The organism is Microbacterium paulum, assembly GCF_015707995.1.
In the GTDB taxonomy this organism is placed as follows: domain Bacteria; phylum Actinomycetota; class Actinomycetes; order Actinomycetales; family Microbacteriaceae; genus Microbacterium; species Microbacterium paulum.
The window spans coordinates 29,528-46,977 of record NZ_JAAGRY010000010.1; the positions used below are offsets into that span (position 1 = coordinate 29,528).

Genomic DNA, 17,450 nt, shown 5'->3' on the forward strand with positions numbered 1-17,450 from the left:
GCGATTCGTGAAGGACAAGACATCACTGCGCTGGTTCGGACTGGTCTTCATCAGCCTCGCGGTCGCGCTCATCATCGTCGACTCGACCATCGTCAACGTCGCCGTGCCCGCGATCGTCGACGAGCTCGACCTCTCGTCGACCCAGGTGCAGTGGGTGCAAGAGGCGTACACCCTCGTCTTCGCCTCCCTTCTGCTGCTGTTCGGCAGCCTCGCCGACCGGTTCGGCCGGCGGCGACTGCTGCTGATCGGTGTGGTGCTCTTCGCCGCGGCGTCGGTGGGCGCCGCCTTCGCGCCGACCGCCGACCTGTTGATCGGGGCACGCCTCGTGCAGGGCGTCGGCGGCGCGATGATGCTGCCGAGCACGCTGTCGCTGCTGAACGCGACCTTCCGCGGGCGCGAGCGCGGCACCGCCTTCGCCGTCTGGGGCTCGACGATCGGCGGCATGGCCGCGGTCGGGCCGCTCCTGGGCGGATGGCTCACGACCGCGTTCTCGTGGCGGTGGGCCTTCGGCATCAACGTGCCCCTCGGCATCCTCATCATCATCGGCGTGCTGTGGGCGGTCAGCGAATCGCGCGAAGGCTCGCGTGGGCGCATCGACCTCGTCGGCGCGGTGCTGTCGGTCGTGCTCTTCGGGTCGCTCGTGTTCGGCCTCATCGAGGGGCGCACCCTGGGCTGGTGGGCGGTGAACGACCCGTTCACGATCGGCGGGTGGACGTGGCCCTTCGTCGTGTCGCCGGTGCCGTTCGCGTTGGCCCTCGCGGCGCTCGCCCTCGTCGCGTTCATCGCGTGGTCGCGTGGCCGCGCGAAAGCGGGCAAGTCGACGCTGCTCGACCCGCGCCTGTTCACGATCGCGACGTTCCGCAGCGGCAACGTCGCCGCGCTCGTCGTCGCGCTCGGCGAGTTCGGCATCATCTTGTCGCTGCCGCTGTGGCTGCAGTTCGTGCTGGGGTTCAGCGCCTTGCAGACCGGCCTCGTGCTGCTCGCCCTCGCCGTCGGGTCGTTCGTCGCGAGCGGGTTCGCGGGGGCGATGAGCGGTCGCATCAGCCCCGTGCTCGTCGTGCGCGTGGGCCTCGTCGCCGAGATCATCGGCGTCGCCGCGGCGGGTGTCGTCGTCGGGTGGGATGCCGGGAGCGGGGATGCCTGGGGCTGGCTGCTCCCCGCGCTGTTCGTCTACGGGTTCGGGGTGGGGCTCGCGACAGCCCAGCTGACCGGGGTCATCTTGCAGGACGTCCCGGTGCAGTTGTCGGGGCAGGGCTCGGGCACCCAATCCACGGCGCGGCAGGTCGGCTCGGCACTCGGCATCGCGATCCTCGGCACTGTCTTGTTCACCTCGACCGCCGGCATCCTGTCGTCGTCGCTCGATGACCGTGGACTGCCGGCGGAGCAGCGCGACCGGGTGGTGTCGGCCGTCGTCGACAGCGCCGGCGCGGCGATCGCGGGGCTTGCGGGCAACCCGCAGACGGCCGAAGTGGGCGACGCCGCGAAGCAGGCGTTCTCTGACGGCACCCGGCTCGCCGCGTTCACGGCGGCAGGGTTCCTGGTCGTCGGCCTGGTCGCGACGATCCCGCTGGGGCGGTCTCGGCGCGAGGATGACGAGGGTGCGGCGGATGGCGAGGATGCCGGTGGCGCGGGAGACGGCGACTCGGCGGCGCGCGCGGGCACGACACCCTGAGGCGCCCTGGGCGCCCGGGCGAACGCGCCGCACCATTTCGTTAGCAAGGCTAATGAGCTATGCTAACGATAAGCATGAGTACCCCTGACACATCCGCCACCCCGCCCGATCCCACGCTCGACCTCGCTTCCGAGGCATCCGACTTTCGCATGTCGACCTTCCGTCTCGCCCGGCGGCTGCGGTCGCAGCGCGCGGTCGACTCGATGAGCGACGGGCAGTTCGCGGTGCTGGCGGGGCTGTCGAGCCACGGCCCGCACACCCTCGGCGAACTGGCCGAGCGCGAGCGCGTGTCGGCGCCGTCGATGAACCGCACGGTCAACTGCCTCGAAGAGTCGGGGTACCTCACCCGCACGCCCGACGACGTCGACCGCCGCAAGGTCAACATCGCCCTGACCGACGCCGGTCGGGACGTCGTGGCCGAGACCATGCGCCGCCGGGACTCGTGGCTCGAGGCATCCCTCGCCGCCCTCACCCCCGCGCAGCGCGCGATCTTGCACGAGGCCGCCGCGATCATGCGAGAGGTGGCCGCCCGATGAGCTCAGGCAACGGAAGCGCCATGTTCCGCTCGTTCTCGATCTTCAACTACCGCGTCTGGTTCATCGGCGCGCTCGTGTCGAACGTCGGCGCGTGGATGCAGTCGACCGCCCTCAGCTGGGTGGTGCTGACTCAGCTCACGCACAACGACGCCGGCGCGATGGGCATCACGATGGCCCTGCAGTTCGCGCCGCCGCTGCTGCTCGTCGGGGTCACCGGGTGGGTCGCCGACCGGTTCGACCGGCGAAAGCTGCTCATGCTGACGCAGAGCCTGCTGCTCGTGCTGGGGCTGACGATCGGCGTGCTGCTGCTGCGCGGAGTCATGACGCTGCCGCTCATGCTCGTGTTCGCGGTGGCGCTCGGTGTGGTGGCCGCCTTCGACAACCCGAGCCGGCAGGCGTTCGTCTCCGACCTCGTGTCGCAAGAGAACGCGTCGAACGCCGTCGCGCTGAACGCGGCCTCGTTCAACACCGCGCGCATGATCGGGCCCGCCGTCGCCGGCATCGTGATCGTCGCGGTCGGCACGGGCTGGGTGTTCCTGGTCAACGCCGTCGCGTTCCTCGCGATGATCGTGGCGCTGCGGGTGATCCGCACCGACGAGCTCGTGCCGCGCGTGAAGGCGACCGGCGCCAACCGGCTCGCCGACGGGTTCCGCTACGTGCGCCGGCGCCCCGACCTCATGGTCACGTTCGCGATGGTCTTCTTGCTGGGCGCGTTCGGCATGAACTTCCCGATCTTCGCGTCGACCATGGCGCTCGAATTCGGGCGGGATGCCGACGGCTACGGCCTGCTCTCGTCGATCCTCGCGATCGGGTCGCTGGCCGGTGCGCTGCTGGCCGCACGCCGCGACCGCGCCCGCATCCGCCTCGTGATCGTCGGCACGGGGATGTTCGCCGTCGCCGCGTCGCTCTCGGCGCTCGCCCCCAGTTATTGGCTGTATGCCGCAACGCTCATGCTCACCGGGTTCGCCGTCGTCACGACGCTGACGACCGCGAACGGCTACGTGCAGACGACGACCGACCCGGCGCTGCGCGGGCGGGTGCTCGCGCTGTACATGGCGATCCTCATGGGCGGCACTCCCGTCGGCGCCCCGATCGTGGGCTACGTCGCCGCGCACGCCGGCCCCCGGGCCGCGATCTGGCTCGGCGCCGGCGCCGCGCTCCTCGCGTTCGCGATCGGGTTCTCGTGGCTCGTGCTCTCGGGGCGCCTGCACCGGCACGAGTCGCGCCGCTTCGCGTTCTCGCTCGACGAGACCCGCCCGATCTCGGTCGTGAACCGGGTCGCCCCCGAAGAGTTCAGCGACGAGGTCGCCGCGACCACGCCCATCCGGCTGCCGAGCGTCACCGTGCCCGACCTGGCGAGCGACCCGCGCCGCCCGGCGGCAGAGCGCCTCGATGACGGCGAGTGCCTCGACGACGAGTGCGAGGCCTCTCGCGACCGGTTGATCAACGGCCGGCGGGACAACCGCGGCTGAGCGGCCGTTCCGCCTCCCGCGACGACGAGGCGTCGGGCGACTACCCCACGCATGACGGAGGCGCCCCGGTCGGAGAATCCGACCGGGGCGCCTCTGCGTGACGACTCAGAAGTCGAAGTCGTCGATGTTGTCGGCCTTGAACACGTACGGGTCGCCGAGGAGCACGGTGGCGTCCTCACCGACGGTGAACGAGCCGAGCTTGCCGGCTTCGAACGTGTCACCTTCCTTGCCGGTGATCTCACCCTTGATCAGCGCCGCGGTGGCGTACGCGGCGAGGTAGCCCAGGTCTTCCGGGTTCCACAGTGCGAACGCGGTGACGGTGCCGTCCTTGACGTACTCGCGCATCTGGTTCGGCGTACCGAGACCGGTGAGCGCCACCTTGCCCTTGTAGTCGGAGGTGGACAGGTAACGCGCCGCAGCGGCGATGCCGACCGTGGTGGGCGAGATGATGCCCTTGAGGTTCGGGTGCGACTGCAGCAGCGCCGCCGTCTTGTCGAACGACGTCTGGTCGTCGTCGTCGCCGTAGACGACCTCGACGAGCTGCACGTTCGGGTGATCCGCCGCCAGCAGCTCCTTCATCTTCTCGATCCAGGTGTTCTGGTTCGTCGCGTTCGCCGAGGCGGAGAGCACCGCAACCTCACCGGAGTCACCGATCTGCTCGGTGATGAGGTCGACCTGGGCCTTGGCGATGCCGTCGGAGGTGGCCTGGTTGATGAACAGGTCACGGCAGTCGGCGTTGGTGTCTGAGTCGAAGGTGACGACCTTCACACCCGCGTCACGGGCCTCGTTGAGCGCGTCGCAGATCGCCTTCGGGTCGTTCGCCGAGACGACGAGGCCCCCGACGCCCTGCTGCGTGGCGGTGTTGATGTAGCTCACCTGCGCGTCGGGCGTGGCCTCGGCCGGTCCAACCTCGGCGAAGGTGCCGCCGAGCTCGTCGACGGCGGCCTTGCCGCCCTTGCTCGACGTGTCGAAGTAGGGGTTGCCGAGATTCTTGGGCAGGAACGTGATCGCGAGGTTCTCGCTCGATCCGCTGCCCGCGTCACCGGTCGAGCCTCCGCCGGAGGTTCCGGTGTCGGCGCATCCGGCAAGGGCGAGCGCGGCGGCGACCGCCATGGCGGCGACGGCCGCCACACGCTTGCGTGCAAACGTCATTGTTTTCTTCCTTTCGTGCGGACGGCCGCGACGGATGCCGGACCGGGAGAGCGCAGCGTCATGATGCTGTGGATGCTGCGACGTTGGGGAGGCGGCGCGGGCGCCGCCGGGTTCGCTGGAGCCAGGTGAGCACGCTCGCCCCGACGACCGACAGCACCAGCAGCACGCCGGTGACGACGCTGATGACGTCGGAGGTGACGTTCGCCAGGCGCAGCGCGCTCGAGAGCACGCCGATGAGGAGCACGGCGGCGACGACGCCGTAGAGCTGACCGCGCCCACCGAAGACCGAGACACCGCCGAGCACGACCGCCGCGATCACCTGCAGTTCGAGGCCCGTCGCGTTGTCGCCGCGGGCGCTGCCGAACCGGAGCGTGAAGTAGATGCCGGCGAAGGCCGAGACGACACCGGCGAGCACGAAAAGGATGAACTTCGTGCGCTCGACGTGGATGCCGCTGAACCGCGCGGCATCCTTCGACAGACCGATCGCGTAGACGCCGCGACCGAACGGGGTGAAGTGCAGCACGATCACGAAGATGACGAGCAGGATCACGAAGGGCACCATGATGTAGGGGATCGTCGTGCCGGCGATCTTCGCTTTGGCGAGGGCCGTCCAGGCCTCGGGGAAGTCGGTGACGGCCGTCGTGCCCAGGGTGCCGATCGCGATGCCGCGGAAGAGTGCCAGGGTGCCGATCGTCACCGCGAGCGAAGGCAGGCCCACGACGGTCACGAGGAAGCCGTTGAACGCGCCTCCGACGACTCCCACGACCAGCGCCAGCAGCGCGGCCACCTCGAACGGCATGCCGGCTTGCACTCCGGCGCCGGTGATCACGCTCGCGAGGCCCACCATGCTGCCGACCGACAGATCGATCTCGCCCGTGATCATGATGAGCGTCATCGGCAACGCGATGAGGAGGATCGGCGCGACGTCCATGAGCAGGTAGGTCAGCGTGATGGGCTGGCCGAACCCGCGCACATTGGCGACCGCATAGGCCGTCACGATGATGAGCAGCGCGACGATCGCGCTCTCGCGGCTGATCAGGATGCGGCGCCACAGCGGCTTCTCGAAGTCGCGCGTCACCCGGTTGGTGGAGGTCGTCGTGGTGGTGGTCGCGGTCGTCATGACTGGTCCCTCGCTTCGATGAGACGCTGTCGCTGCCGCACCGCGAGCCAGCGGTCGAGCACGATGGCGCCGATGATGAGCACGCCGACGACGGCGCGCTGCCAGAAGTCGGGGATGCCGAGGATCGGCAGCGCCCGGTTGATGGTCATGAGCAGCATCGCGCCGATCGCGGCGCCCCAGACCGTTCCGACGCCGCCGGTGATGGCGACGCCGCCGATGACGGCCGCGCCCACGGCATCCAGTTCCCATCCGGCACCGGCCTGCGAGCTCACGGTGCCGTAGCGGGCGACGTAGAAGACACCGGCCAGGCCCGCGAGCGCGCCCGAGAGGACGAACGCGCTGAGGACGCGCCGGGTGACGCGCAGGCCGTAGAGCTCGGCGGCCGCGGGGTCGGACCCGATCGCGTAGTACTCGCGGCCCCCACGGGTGTTGCGCATGTACCAGGCGATGACGACGAGGATCACCGCGGCCACGATCGCGAGGATCGGGATGGTGAGCACTTGACCCGTGCCCACTGCCAGGAACTCGCGCGGGATGTCGGAGGCGTTCACGCGTGTCGAACCGGCCCACATCACGTTGATGCCGCGATACGCGTAGAGCGTGCCGAGGGTGATCACCATGGCCGGCACCCGGGCGAACGCGACGAGCGCGCCGTTGACGAGCCCGAGGAACGCCCCGAACAGCACGGCGAGCAGCACGACCACGGGGATCGGCAGGCTCGGCACGTCGATGAAGAGCCGCCCGGTGAGGTAGGCCGACAGACCCATGACCGACCCGACCGAGAGGTCGACGTTGCGGGTGATGATGACGATGGCCTGACCGATGGCGACGAGCACCAGGATCGAGGGCGTCAGCAGCAGGTCGCGCCAGCCGTCGGGCGAGAACAGGAACGAGGGGTTCTTCGCGGTCGCGGCGACGATGACGACGGCGAGTGCGATGAGGATGCCGAACTCGCGCGCCTTGCCCAGAGCGCCGATGCGCCGGGTGACGCCCGAGACGGGGATGCGGGTGGTGGACGTGAAGGTCATGCGTGCTGCTCCGATGCGTGGCGTTCGCCGACGGATTGCGGTGAGGCGTGCGTCGCGGCGAACATGACGTTCTCGCTCGTGGCATCCGCTCGGTCGATCTCGGCGGTGATCCGGCCCTCGCGCATGACGAGCACCCGATCGGCCATGCCGAGCACCTCGGGAAGCTCGGACGAGATCATGAGGATGCCCATGCCTCGGCCTGCGAGCTCGGAGAGGAGCCGATGGACCTCGGCCTTCGTGCCGACATCGATGCCGCGCGTCGGCTCGTCGATGATGAGGACGTCGGGCTCGGTGGCGAGCCACTTCGCGAGCACGACCTTCTGCTGGTTCCCGCCCGACAGGGTCGCCGCGACCGTGTCGAGCGCGTATGTCTTCACCTCGAGGCGGCTCGCCCACACCCGCGCCGAGCGGTTCTCCGCGCGGGTCGTGATGAGTCCGAAGCGGGCGAGCTGGTGGCGGATCGCCATCGTGATGTTGCGGCTCACGCCCGTCTCGATCACGAGGCCCTGCTTGCGGCGGTCTTCGGGCACGAGCGCGAGACCCGCGCGCATCGCCTCGGTCGGGCGGCCCCGGCGCACGCGGCGGCCCTTCATGGTGACAGTGCCCCCACGGTAATCATCGACCCCGAAGACGGCGCGCGCGACTTCACTGCGGCCCGCCCCGACGAGTCCGGCGAGGCCGACGATCTCTCCGGTGCGCACCGTGAACGAGATGTCGTGGAACACGCCGGGCGAGGTGAGGCCGTCGACCTCGAGCAGGGGCGCGCCGATTTCGGTGTCCTGCTTGGGGAAGAGCTCGGTCACGTCGCGACCGACCATCTGCCGGACGAGCTCGGTGGGTGTCGTCTCCGCGATGGGCGTCGTGGAGATGTACGACCCGTCGCGCATCACGGTGACCGTGTCGCACAGGGCGAACACCTCGTCGAAGCGGTGCGAGATGAAGATGAGCCCGCGGCCTTCGTCGCGCAGGCTGCGTGCGATCGTGAACAGTCGCTCGACCTCGACGCCCGAGAGCGCCGCCGTCGGCTCGTCCATGATCAGCACCTTGGCGTCGAGCGAGACAGCCTTGGCGATCTCGATGACCTGCTGATCGGCGATCGACAGACCCTCGGCGGGGCGGTCGGGATCGATCGTGACACCGAGCCGTGTGAACAGGCGCTCGACCTCGTGTCGCATGGCCTTGCGGTCGATGCGACCGAATCGGCCGGTGATCTGGCGCCCCATGAAGATGTTCTCGGTCACCGACAAGTCGGGGAAGAGCGTGGGTTCCTGGTAGATCACGGCGACGCCCGCGGCCTTCGACTGCGCGGTCGAACTGAAGTCGACCTCTTCGCCATCGAGGCGGAACTCGCCGCCGTCGCGTCGGTAGAGACCCGCGACGATCTTGACGAGGGTCGACTTTCCCGCACCGTTCTCGCCGATGAGGGCGTGGATCGATCCCGACTGCAGCCGGATGCTGCCGGAGCGCAGGGCGATCACCGCACCGAACGACTTGACGACCTTCTCGAGTTCGAGGACGACGGGACCGTCAGCGGGCGGCGGCGACGGCGGCTCGGGCGTGGCGCTGGTCGGCACGGGTTCCTCCTCGTTGAGGCGAGAGCATGAGCTGAAGGGGCGATGAATCGATTCAGGGTCGATTCATGGATACTGTAGGCATCGCACCGACGCGAGGTCAAGTCACGGAACGGACACGACCCGCGGTGGTGGCATCCGCCCACTCGGGCCGCGGACGAACATGCCAGAGCAGCAAAGGAGCACACATGGCGGTGAGCATCAAAGACGTCGCCGACGCCGCGGGCGTTTCCGTGGGGACCGTCTCCAACGTGCTCAACCGGCCGGAATCGGTGTCGGCGGAGTCGGCGACGCGGGTGCACCGCGCCATCGGCGAGCTCGGCTACGTGCGCAACGACGCGGCACGTAAGCTCCGCGCCGGCGTGTCCACGACGGTGGGGTTCGTCGTCCTCAACGGCCAGAACCCCTTTGCGGGCGACGTCGTGCGCGGCGCCGAGGACGAGGCATCCCGTCACGGCATCGCCATTCTCTACGGCAACACCGACGAGGACTCGACTCGCGAGCGGATGTACCTGGACCTGTTCGAGGAGCAGCAGGTGCGCGGCGTACTCATCTCGCCCTACGGCGACATCCTGCCCCGCCTCGAGCGCCTGCGATCGCGCGGCATCCGCTCGGTGCTCGTCGACCGTTTCGGGGGCACCAGCCGGTTCAGTTCGGTGTCGGTGGACTCCGTGGCGGGAGGACGGATGGCCGTCGAACACCTCATCGCGACGGGACGCCGGCGCATCGCCTTCGTCGGCGGGCCTATGGACATGCGACAGGTCACCGATCGCCTGGCCGGTGCGCGCGTCGCCGCCGACAACGCGCTGGGCGACGTGCAGATCGAGGTTCTGGCCACCTCGGCGATGACGGTCGCAGAGGGCGTCGAGGTCGGCAGACGGGTGCTCGCCCGTCCGCGTCGGGAATGGCCCGACGCGATGTTCGCGGCGAACGACCTCACCGCACTGGGGCTCCTGCAGTCGCTCGTCGTAGGAGAGCGGATGCTCGTGCCGAACGAGATCGCACTCGTCGGCTTCGACGACATCTCGTTCGCCGCGGCGGCGGCCGTGCCGTTGTCGACCATCCGGCAGCCGAGCCGGATGATCGGGCGGACGGCGCTGCGGATACTGCTGGAAGAGTGCGACGACGCCGAACTCATCCCCCGCCAGACCGTGTTCCAGCCCGAGCTCGTCGTTCGACGCTCGACGGCGGCAAGCTGAGCCCGGCGCTCAGCCGGCGGTCGACGCCCGGATGACGAGTTCGGGGCGGAAGCGCACGCGTCGAGGCGCGGCGTCTGGGTCGGCGAGACGCTCGAGCAGGAGTTCGACGGCCGTCGCCCCGATGTCACGTGCGGGTTGACGGATCGAGGAGAGGGGCACCACGGTCGCCTCCGCGAAATCGATGTCGTCGTAGCCGATGATCGCGAGGTCGCCCGGCACGCGCACCTCGCCGAGGATCGCGGTGCCCTGCAGCACCCCGACGGCGAGCAGATCGTTGGCGCAGAACACCGCGTCGGGCCGCTCATCGGCGGGGCGGTGGGCGATCCGCTCCCCTGCATCTCGGCCGGCGAGGACGGTCAGCGCACCCTGCTCGATCACTTCGAGCGTGGCGTCGGGTACCGCCGCCAGCGCTCGCCGCGCCCCCTCGAGACGGTCGGCGACCTGACGGATCGCAAGCGGGCCGCCGACGAACGCGATGCGGCGGCGCCCGATGGCGAGCAGGTGCGAGACGGCGAGGTGCCCACCTTCTATGTCATCGACGGCCACCGAAGACAGCTCCCCGCCGACGAGCTCGCCGTCGACGAGCACGAGGGGGATGCCCGCGTGCAGGAGCACCGGATCGGCGAGGTCGGTCGGGGTCAGCAGCACCCCGTTCACGCGCTGCTCTCGGAACAGGTCGAGGTAACCGCTCTCGCGCGTCGGGTTCTGATCGCTGTTGCCGAGCAGAACCGAGAGGCCTTCCCCGGCCGCACGCTCCTCCGCCCCCCGGGCGACCTCGGCGAAGAACGGGTTGGCGGAATCGAGCACGATCAGTCCGATCGAGCGGCTGCGCCCGGCGCGCAGCTGACGGGCGGCGTCGTTGCGCACGAAGCCGAGACGCTTGATTACCTCGTGAACGCGCGCGACGGTGTCGGGCGCCACCTTCTCGGGGCGGTTGAGCACATTCGAGACGGTGCCGACCGAGACCGCAGCGGCCTGCGCCACGTCTTTGACACTCACTGCCACGGAAGCACCCCTGACCGGCCGGAGGGCCGCTTGACGGATCGTGGCATCCACATTACAGTTTGAAACGATTCACGAATGGATCGATTCAGCGAGAGCGACCACCGCCCCCGCTCCTGCGACACTCACGAAGGAGTGACATGCCCCGCGTCGCTTTCCGCCTGACGGTGCGCCCCGACATGATCGACGCGTACGTCGCGCGGCACAGCCCGGTCTGGCCCGAGATGCTCGCCGAGATCGCGGCGTCCGGACGACGCGACTACTCGATCTTCCTCGACCGCTCGACGGGCACGCTTTTCGGCTCGTACGAGACCGACGACGACGAGGCGTCGCGCGCCTACCTCGCCTCCTCCGAGGTCGCCACCCGCTGGGAGGCATCCATGGCCGAGTTCTTCACCGACCTGGCAGGGCGCGCGGACCAGGCCGCCACTCCCCTCGTCGAAGTCTTCAACCTGCACGATCAGCTCACAGAAAGCATCCCCTCATGAGCACTCGCACCCTCACCGCCGACGATCTCGCCGCCCTCGAGGCCCAGGCGATCGAGCTTCCGAGTTGGGCGTTCGGCAACTCGGGCACGCGCTTCCGCGTGTTCCCGACGCCCGGCACCCCCCGCGACCCGTTCGAGAAGATCGCCGACGCCGCACAGGTCAACGCCTACACCCGCCTCGCGCCGTCGGTCGCGCTGCACATCCCGTGGGACAAGACCTCCGACTACGCGGCCCTGCGCCGCCACGCCGAAGACCTCGGCCTCAGCCTCGGCACGATCAACTCGAACACGTTCCAAGACGAGGACTACAAGTTCGGCGCGCTGACCCACCACGACCGCGGCATCCGCCAGAAGGCGATCGACCACCACCTCGAGTGCATCGACATCATGGATGCCACGGGCTCGCGCGACCTCAAGATCTGGCTCGCCGAGGGGTCGAACTACCCCGGCCAGAACGACATGCGCGCCCGGCAGGACCGCCTGCACGACTCGCTGCAGCAGATCTACGCGCGCCTCGGCGAGAACCAGCGCCTCGTGCTCGAGTACAAGTTCTTCGAGCCGGCGTTCTACCACACCGACGTTCCCGACTGGGGCACGAGCTACGTGCAGGTCGCCGCCCTCGGCGACAAGGCGATGGTGTGCCTCGACACGGGACACCACGCGCCGGGCACCAACATCGAGTTCATCGTCATGCAGCTGCTGCGCCTCGGCAAGCTCGGCTCGTTCGATTTCAACAGCCGCTTCTACGCCGATGACGACCTCATCGTCGGCGCCGCCGACCCGTTCCAGCTGTTCCGCATCGTCGCCGAGGTGATCCGCGGCGGCGGCCTGAACAACCCCGACGTGGCTTTCATGCTCGACCAGTGCCACAACATCGAAGACAAGATCTCCGGGCAGATCCGCTCGGTGCTGAACGTGCAGGAGATGACGGCGCGCGCCCTGCTCATCGACCGCGAGGCGCTCACCGCGGCGCAAAACGCGAACGACGTGCTCGCCGCGAACGCGATCCTGATGGATGCCTTCTACACCGACGTGCGTCCGCAGCTCGCGCAGTGGCGCGAGGAGCGGGGGCTCGCCGCCGACCCGATGGCCGCCTATCTGGCATCCGGTTATCAGCAGCAGATCGCCGAAGAACGCGTCGGCGGCGTGCAGGCGGGATGGGGTGCCTGAGATGACGAACGCGACCAACCCCACCGCCGCCGCGCTGATCGCGCGGAGCAACCGCCTGGGCGCCGACCCGAAGAACACGAACTACGCCGGCGGCAACACGTCGGCCAAGGGCACCGAGATCGACCCCGTGACGGGCGAGCCCGTCGAGCTGCTGTGGGTCAAGGGCTCGGGCGGCGACCTCGGCACGCTGAAGCCCGAGGGCCTCGCCTTGCTGCGCCTCGATCGCATGCGAGCGCTCGTGAACGTCTACCCCGGCGTCGACCGCGAAGACGAGATGGTCGCCGCGTTCGACTACTGCCTGCACGGCAAGGGCGGCGCGGCTCCCTCGATCGACACCGCGATGCACGGGCTCGTCGACGCCGCACACGTCGATCACCTGCACCCCGACGCCGGCATCGCGATCGCGACCGCCGCCGACGGCGAGGCGCTCACACAGCAGATCTTCGGCGACAAGGTCGTGTGGGTGCCGTGGCGCCGCCCCGGGTTCCAGCTCGGTCTCGACATCGCCGAGATCAAGGCCGCGAACCCGCAGGCGATCGGCACGATCCTCGGCGGACACGGCATCACGGCGTGGGGCGAGACGAGCGAGGATGCCGAGGCGCACAGCCTCTGGATCATCGACACCGCCGCCGCCTACATCGCCGAGCACGGCGCCGCCGACCCGTTCGGCGGCGTGCGGCCCGGGTTCGAGGCGCTGACCGAGGCCGACCGGCACGCGCGCGCCGCAGCGCTCGCCCCCACGATCCGCGGGCTCGCATCGACCGACAAGCCGATGGTGGGCCACTACACCGACACCGACGTGGTGCTCGACTTCCTGGCATCCGAGCGGGCGCCCGAGCTCGCCGCCCTCGGCACGAGCTGCCCCGACCACTTCTTGCGCACCAAGGTCAAGCCGCTCATCCTCGATCTGCCCGCCACGGCATCGATCGACGACCAGCTCGCCCGCCTGCACGAACTGCACGCCGAGTACCGCGCCGACTACCAGGCCTACTACGACGCGCATGCCGATGCCTCGAGCCCCGCGATCCGCGGCGCCGATCCGCTCATCGTGCTCGTGCCGGGTGTCGGCATGTTCAGCTACGGCGCCAACAAGCAGACGGCGCGCGTCGCGGGCGAGTTCTACGTGAACGCCATCAACGTCATGCGCGGCGCCGAGGCGCTCTCGACGTACACGCCCATCTCCGATGCTGAGAAGTTCCGCATCGAGTACTGGGCGCTCGAAGAGGCGAAACTGCAGCGGATGCCGAAGCCCAAGACCCACCAGGGGCGCATCGCGTTCGTGACGGGCGCCGCGTCGGGCATCGGCAAGGCGATCGCCACCCGCCTCGCCGCCGAGGGGGCGTGCGTCGTCGTCGCCGACCTCGATCTCGAGAAGGCCCAGGCCGCAGCCGCCGAGCTCGGCAGCACCGACGTCGCGATCGGTGTCGCGGCGAACGTCGCCGACGCCGATGCCGTGCAGGCGGCGATCGACGCCGCCGTGCTCGCCTTCGGCGGCATCGACCTCGTCGTGAACAACGCCGGCCTCTCGCTGTCGAAGCCCCTCCTCGAGACCACCGAGAAGGACTGGGACCTGCAGCACGACGTCATGGCGAAGGGCTCGTTCCTGGTGTCGAAGGCCGCCGCATCCGTGCTCATCGCGCAGCGCCTGGGCGGCGACATCATCTACATCTCGTCGAAGAACTCGGTGTTCGCCGGCCCGAACAACATCGCCTACTCGGCGACCAAGGCCGACCAGGCGCACCAGGTGCGGCTGCTCGCCGTCGAACTCGGCGAGCACGGCGTGCGCGTGAACGGGATCAACCCCGACGGCGTCGTGCGCGGCTCGGGCATCTTCGCCTCGGGCTGGGGCGCGAACCGCGCCGCGACCTACGGCGTCGAAGAGAAAGACCTCGGGGCGTTCTACGCCCAGCGCACGATCCTCAAGCGCGAGGTCGTGCCCGAGAACGTCGCCGACGCCGTCTACGTGCTCACCGGCCCCGAGCTCACCCGCACCACGGGCCTGCACATTCCCGTCGACTCGGGCGTCGCCGCCGCGTTCCTGCGATGACGTCCGCGCTCCCGCCCTCGCTCGCCCCGGCCGCGTCGGCCGCCCCGACCGCCCAGGCCGCCTCGCCCGTCCCGGCCACGCCAGCCATCTCGGCCTCCTCCGCCACCCCGCCCACCCCGCGAGGGGTCGCGACACGCGGTACCGCCGTGACCGCCGACGGCGTGTCGCGACCCCTCGCGAAAGAAAATGGGGCGAGAGGGGCGAGAGGGAGACGAGCGACAGCGGGACGAGCGGCACGGGGACGAGCGTCGGGGGTGCGAGCGTGAGCGAGACGGGCGCGGTCGCGGCGGTCGACCTCGGGGCCACGAGCGGGCGCGTGATCGTCGGACGCGTCGGGCCCGACCTGCTCGAGACCACGACCGTGGCGCGCTTCGCGAACGACCCGATCGTCCTCGGCGACGGGCTGCACTGGAACATCGTCGGCCTGTACGGCGCGGCACTCGAAGGGCTGCGTACCGCGTTCGCGAGCGAACCCGAGCTCGCGAGCATCGGCATCGACTCGTGGGCGGTCGACTACGGCCTGCTGCGCAGCAGCGACGGCGAACCCGCCGGCGCGCACGGCAACAACACCACGGACCGCGCCCTGCTCGGCACCCCGTTCCACTACCGCGACGAGCGCTCCGCGCGGGGTGTCGCTGCGGTGCACGAACGGATGCCACACGCCGAGCTGTTCGAACGCAACGGCCTGCAGTTCCTGCCCTTCAACACGCTGTACCAGTTCGCCGCCGAGTCGCCGGCGCTGCTCGAGATCGCCGACACGGCCCTGCTCATCCCCGACCTGCTCGCGTTCTGGCTGACCGGCCAGGCGCGCGCCGAGGTGACCAACGCCTCGACGACGGGCCTGCTGCGCTGGAGCGACCACGCGTGGGACGAACCACTCCTCGACGCCCTCGGCCTCGGCGGGCTGCGCACCGTTCTGCCTCCGCTGATCACTCCCGGCACGCGGATCGGCCCGCTGCGCCCCGCGGTCGCGGCGTCGCTCGGCGGGCAAGCCGACGTCGTCGCGGTCGGATCCCACGACACCGCGTCGGCCGTCGTCGCGGTGCCGATGCAGCCCGAGGCAGCCGTCTACATCTCGTGCGGCACGTGGGGTCTGGTCGGCGTCGAGGTCGAGCATCCGGTGCTCACGCCCGCCGCGCTCGCCGCGAACTTCACCAACGAGGGCGGCGTCGACGGGTGCGTCCGTCTGCTGCACAACGTGATGGGCCTCTGGATCCTGAGCGAGACGGTGCGCGGCTGGGAGCGCACCGGCGCACCGGTCGAACTGACGGCGCTGTTGGATGCCGCGGCGACGGTGCCCCCGGCATCCGTCCCCCTCTTCGACGTGAACGACCCGCGCTTCCTCTCCCCCGGCGACATGCCGGCCCGGATCGACGAGTGGTGCGCTGAGCACGACCAGGTCGCCCCGCGCACGCGTGCGGGGTACGCGCGCTCGATCGTCGAATCGCTCGCGCAGGCGTTCGCCGAGGCTGCCGCGACGGCCGCGCGCCTCGGTGGCGTCGACGCCCGCACGATCCACATCGTGGGCGGCGGCGCTCTGAACGCCCTGCTGTGCCAACGCGTCGCCGACCGGTCGGGGCTGCCGGTGCTCGCCGGGCCCGTCGAGGCGACCGCGCTCGGCAACGTGCTCGTGCAGGCCCGGGCCGCCGGCTTCGTGTCGGGCTCGCTCGAAGAGCTCCGCGCGCTCGTGGCGCGCACGCACGGACTGCGCAGGTACACACCGCAGGCATGACCGGCGAAGCCCGTGTCGGCTCTGCGAGGCATAATGGCCGAGTGCCATCTTCGGCACGACGAGTGATTCGAGGGTCGATGCCGTACCGCAATCAGGCGACTGTGCAGAGCTGGGTGGACGATTACCTCGCCGCGCGGCCCGAGCAGACCGCCGCGGTATCGGTGCTCGAGAAAGACTTCGTGCCCGGCCCCGAATCGGGCATGGTCGTCGTGTCGCTGAGCAACGCGTCGACGGTCACCTACATCCAGGCGGCCGTCACCGATGGGCTCCCGCACTGGGTCGTGACGTTCGAGCCGCGATCAGAGGGGTTCGACCTCGACGCGGCGGGCGTGGCGCAGCTGTCGTCCGACCTCGCGACGATCGCGGACCTGTGCGATTACCTGCAGCAGCGCACCGATGCCGCGATGCACGCGTCCTCGGGCGGTGGCGCCGAAACCACGACCCTGGCCTGACTCCGGAGAGTCTCGGGGGTTCGTCGCGCGTGGTTCAGGCGACGGCGGGCACCGTCATGGCGACGGCGAGAACGCCCAGCGCGAGCATCCCGGCCACCGTCGCGGCCGCCTGTAAGACACCTTCGGTGCGACGGGTGAGGGGCGCCTGGACGACAGTCGTGGGCGAGGCTTCGACGGCGCGCTGCGCCTCGGCCAGAGACTCGTACCGCCCGATGGGGGTCGAACGGCTGTCGAAGCCGACGAGGTGACCGTCGGGCGTGCGCTCGGCGAACCCGACGAACTCCCCCGCACGCGACGCGACGTGAAAGCCGTCTTCGACCCGTACCCAGGTGACCCGTCCGCGTTCGACACGGGCAGGCAGCACGCTCGTCATGCGGCCACCGCCCGAGCGGGAGTGCCGGCCGCTGCGGCCGCCTCATCGAGGTCGATCACGATGCCCATCGCGGATGCCGCGGCCTGCGCCAACTCGTTGACGTAGGCCGGGTCGAGGCGGATCGGCTCGGCGCTGTCGAACTCGAAGCGGAGCGGAATCGCGCAGTGCACCCACACCGACGAGCGGCCCTGGTCGGCCGCCGAGAACGAGACGCTGAACCCCTCGGAGCGACGGAGCTTGGTCATCGTCACCATCTTCAGGTGTGCGAGCTCGCGGTCATCGACGACGATCGCGTCGGTGCTGTTTCCGTAGTACAGACGTCCCATGATGCCTCCCCTTCGGTTATGAGAAAGGTTATTGGGTACATAAGTAGTTAGTCAAGCGAGACATCTCCCGAGCTACCGGCCAAGTGAGTTATATTGTTCAGGACGTAACCC

General features: G+C 69.7%; 16 protein-coding genes. 9 read left to right on the forward strand and 7 right to left on the reverse strand.

Features of this window, described 5'->3' with window-relative positions:
• Positions 1-7 precede the first annotated feature (7 nt).
• From G3N18_RS04105 to G3N18_RS04115, 3 genes are all read left to right on the forward strand, one after another.
• Positions 8-1,672, forward strand: a complete 1,665-nt coding sequence (locus G3N18_RS04105) for a DHA2 family efflux MFS transporter permease subunit (RefSeq protein WP_196383031.1) — start codon at positions 8-10, stop codon at positions 1,670-1,672.
• A 74-nt stretch (positions 1,673-1,746) separates the two neighbouring features.
• Positions 1,747-2,208 carry a MarR family winged helix-turn-helix transcriptional regulator gene (locus tag G3N18_RS04110; protein WP_230403844.1) on the forward strand — a complete coding sequence of 154 codons (462 nt, stop codon included), beginning with the start codon at positions 1,747-1,749 and terminating at the stop codon, positions 2,206-2,208.
• Positions 2,205-3,680 carry an MFS transporter gene (locus G3N18_RS04115; protein WP_230403845.1) on the forward strand — a complete coding sequence of 492 codons (1,476 nt, stop codon included), beginning with the start codon at positions 2,205-2,207 and terminating at the stop codon, positions 3,678-3,680. Before G3N18_RS04110 ends, G3N18_RS04115 begins: the two co-directional genes overlap by 4 nt.
• A 105-nt stretch (positions 3,681-3,785) precedes the next feature.
• On the opposite strand, the gene rhaS is transcribed toward G3N18_RS04115, so the two are convergent.
• The 4 genes from rhaS to G3N18_RS04135 are packed head-to-tail and all read right to left on the reverse strand — an operon-like array spanning position 3,786 to position 8,554.
• Complete coding sequence (gene rhaS / locus G3N18_RS04120) at positions 3,786-4,832, reverse strand: rhamnose ABC transporter substrate-binding protein (protein WP_196383034.1); 1,047 nt, start codon at positions 4,830-4,832, stop codon at positions 3,786-3,788.
• A 58-nt stretch (positions 4,833-4,890) separates the two neighbouring features.
• Complete coding sequence (locus G3N18_RS04125) at positions 4,891-5,952, reverse strand: ABC transporter permease (protein ID WP_196383035.1); 1,062 nt, start codon at positions 5,950-5,952, stop codon at positions 4,891-4,893.
• A complete protein-coding gene (locus G3N18_RS04130; RefSeq protein ID WP_196383036.1) occupies positions 5,949-6,980 on the reverse strand; it encodes an ABC transporter permease in 1,032 nt (343 codons plus the stop codon). The genes G3N18_RS04125 and G3N18_RS04130 overlap by 4 nt, the downstream gene beginning before the upstream one ends.
• Positions 6,977-8,554 carry an ATP-binding cassette domain-containing protein gene (locus G3N18_RS04135; protein WP_196383037.1) on the reverse strand — a complete coding sequence of 526 codons (1,578 nt, stop codon included), beginning with the start codon at positions 8,552-8,554 and terminating at the stop codon, positions 6,977-6,979. The genes G3N18_RS04130 and G3N18_RS04135 overlap by 4 nt, the downstream gene beginning before the upstream one ends.
• 185 nt (positions 8,555-8,739) lie before the next feature.
• On the opposite strand from G3N18_RS04135, the gene G3N18_RS04140 reads away from it, so the two are divergent.
• Positions 8,740-9,750 (forward strand): LacI family DNA-binding transcriptional regulator, encoded by a 1,011-nt coding sequence (locus G3N18_RS04140; RefSeq protein WP_196383038.1) that lies wholly within the window; start codon positions 8,740-8,742, stop codon positions 9,748-9,750.
• Positions 9,751-9,759: 9 nt separating this feature from the next.
• Here G3N18_RS04140 and G3N18_RS04145 read toward each other — a convergent pair whose 3' ends face one another.
• On the reverse strand, positions 9,760-10,755 hold the full coding sequence (locus tag G3N18_RS04145; protein ID WP_196383039.1) for a substrate-binding domain-containing protein: 996 nt from the start codon (positions 10,753-10,755) through the stop codon (positions 9,760-9,762).
• 137 nt (positions 10,756-10,892) lie between these two features.
• Here G3N18_RS04145 and G3N18_RS04150 point away from each other — a divergent pair, with 137 nt between their 5' ends.
• The 5 genes from G3N18_RS04150 to G3N18_RS04170 all read left to right on the forward strand — a co-directional run bounded on the left by G3N18_RS04150 (position 10,893) and on the right by G3N18_RS04170 (position 16,640).
• Positions 10,893-11,240: an L-rhamnose mutarotase gene (locus G3N18_RS04150; protein ID WP_196383040.1), complete on the forward strand. Its 348-nt coding sequence runs from the start codon at positions 10,893-10,895 to the stop codon at positions 11,238-11,240.
• Positions 11,237-12,409, forward strand: coding sequence for an L-rhamnose isomerase (rhaI, locus tag G3N18_RS04155; protein ID WP_196383041.1), 1,173 nt, complete (start codon positions 11,237-11,239; stop codon positions 12,407-12,409). Before G3N18_RS04150 ends, rhaI begins: the two co-directional genes overlap by 4 nt.
• 1 nt (position 12,410) lies before the next feature.
• Complete coding sequence (locus G3N18_RS04160; RefSeq protein ID WP_196383042.1) at positions 12,411-14,456, forward strand: bifunctional aldolase/short-chain dehydrogenase; 2,046 nt, start codon at positions 12,411-12,413, stop codon at positions 14,454-14,456.
• Between the two features lie 262 nt (positions 14,457-14,718).
• The gene (locus G3N18_RS04165; RefSeq protein ID WP_196383043.1) at positions 14,719-16,188 is read left to right on the forward strand and encodes an FGGY-family carbohydrate kinase; all 1,470 of its coding nucleotides are present in this window, start codon (positions 14,719-14,721) and stop codon (positions 16,186-16,188) included.
• Between the two features lie 41 nt (positions 16,189-16,229).
• A complete protein-coding gene (locus G3N18_RS04170; protein WP_338038248.1) occupies positions 16,230-16,640 on the forward strand; it encodes a protein-L-isoaspartate carboxylmethyltransferase in 411 nt (136 codons plus the stop codon).
• A gap of 34 nt (positions 16,641-16,674) precedes the next feature.
• Here G3N18_RS04170 and G3N18_RS04175 read toward each other — a convergent pair whose 3' ends face one another.
• Together G3N18_RS04175 and G3N18_RS04180 are read right to left on the reverse strand one after the other, a co-directional pair.
• A complete protein-coding gene (locus G3N18_RS04175) occupies positions 16,675-17,013 on the reverse strand; it encodes a peptide ABC transporter permease (protein WP_196383044.1) in 339 nt (112 codons plus the stop codon).
• Positions 17,010-17,339, reverse strand: a complete 330-nt coding sequence (locus tag G3N18_RS04180; RefSeq protein WP_196383045.1) for a DUF7882 family protein — start codon at positions 17,337-17,339, stop codon at positions 17,010-17,012. Before G3N18_RS04180 ends, G3N18_RS04175 begins: the two co-directional genes overlap by 4 nt.
• Positions 17,340-17,450 lie beyond the last annotated feature (111 nt).

What these genes read in the sequence shown, in the direction of transcription:
- G3N18_RS04110 (WP_230403844.1), top strand. Translation starts at nt 1,747, where the DNA reads ATGAGTACCCCTGACACATCCGCCACCCCGCCCGATCCCACGCTCGAC.
- G3N18_RS04115 (WP_230403845.1), top strand. Translation starts at nt 2,205, where the DNA reads ATGAGCTCAGGCAACGGAAGCGCCATGTTCCGCTCGTTCTCGATCTTC.
- rhaS (WP_196383034.1), bottom strand. Translation starts at nt 4,832, where the DNA reads ATGACGTTTGCACGCAAGCGTGTGGCGGCCGTCGCCGCCATGGCGGTC.
- G3N18_RS04125 (WP_196383035.1), bottom strand. Translation starts at nt 5,952, where the DNA reads ATGACGACCGCGACCACCACCACGACGACCTCCACCAACCGGGTGACG.
- G3N18_RS04130 (WP_196383036.1), bottom strand. Translation starts at nt 6,980, where the DNA reads ATGACCTTCACGTCCACCACCCGCATCCCCGTCTCGGGCGTCACCCGG.
- G3N18_RS04140 (WP_196383038.1), top strand. Translation starts at nt 8,740, where the DNA reads ATGGCGGTGAGCATCAAAGACGTCGCCGACGCCGCGGGCGTTTCCGTG.
- G3N18_RS04150 (WP_196383040.1), top strand. Translation starts at nt 10,893, where the DNA reads ATGCCCCGCGTCGCTTTCCGCCTGACGGTGCGCCCCGACATGATCGAC.
- rhaI (WP_196383041.1), top strand. Translation starts at nt 11,237, where the DNA reads ATGAGCACTCGCACCCTCACCGCCGACGATCTCGCCGCCCTCGAGGCC.
- G3N18_RS04160 (WP_196383042.1), top strand. Translation starts at nt 12,411, where the DNA reads ATGACGAACGCGACCAACCCCACCGCCGCCGCGCTGATCGCGCGGAGC.
- G3N18_RS04175 (WP_196383044.1), bottom strand. Translation starts at nt 17,013, where the DNA reads ATGACGAGCGTGCTGCCTGCCCGTGTCGAACGCGGACGGGTCACCTGG.
- G3N18_RS04180 (WP_196383045.1), bottom strand. Translation starts at nt 17,339, where the DNA reads ATGGGACGTCTGTACTACGGAAACAGCACCGACGCGATCGTCGTCGAT.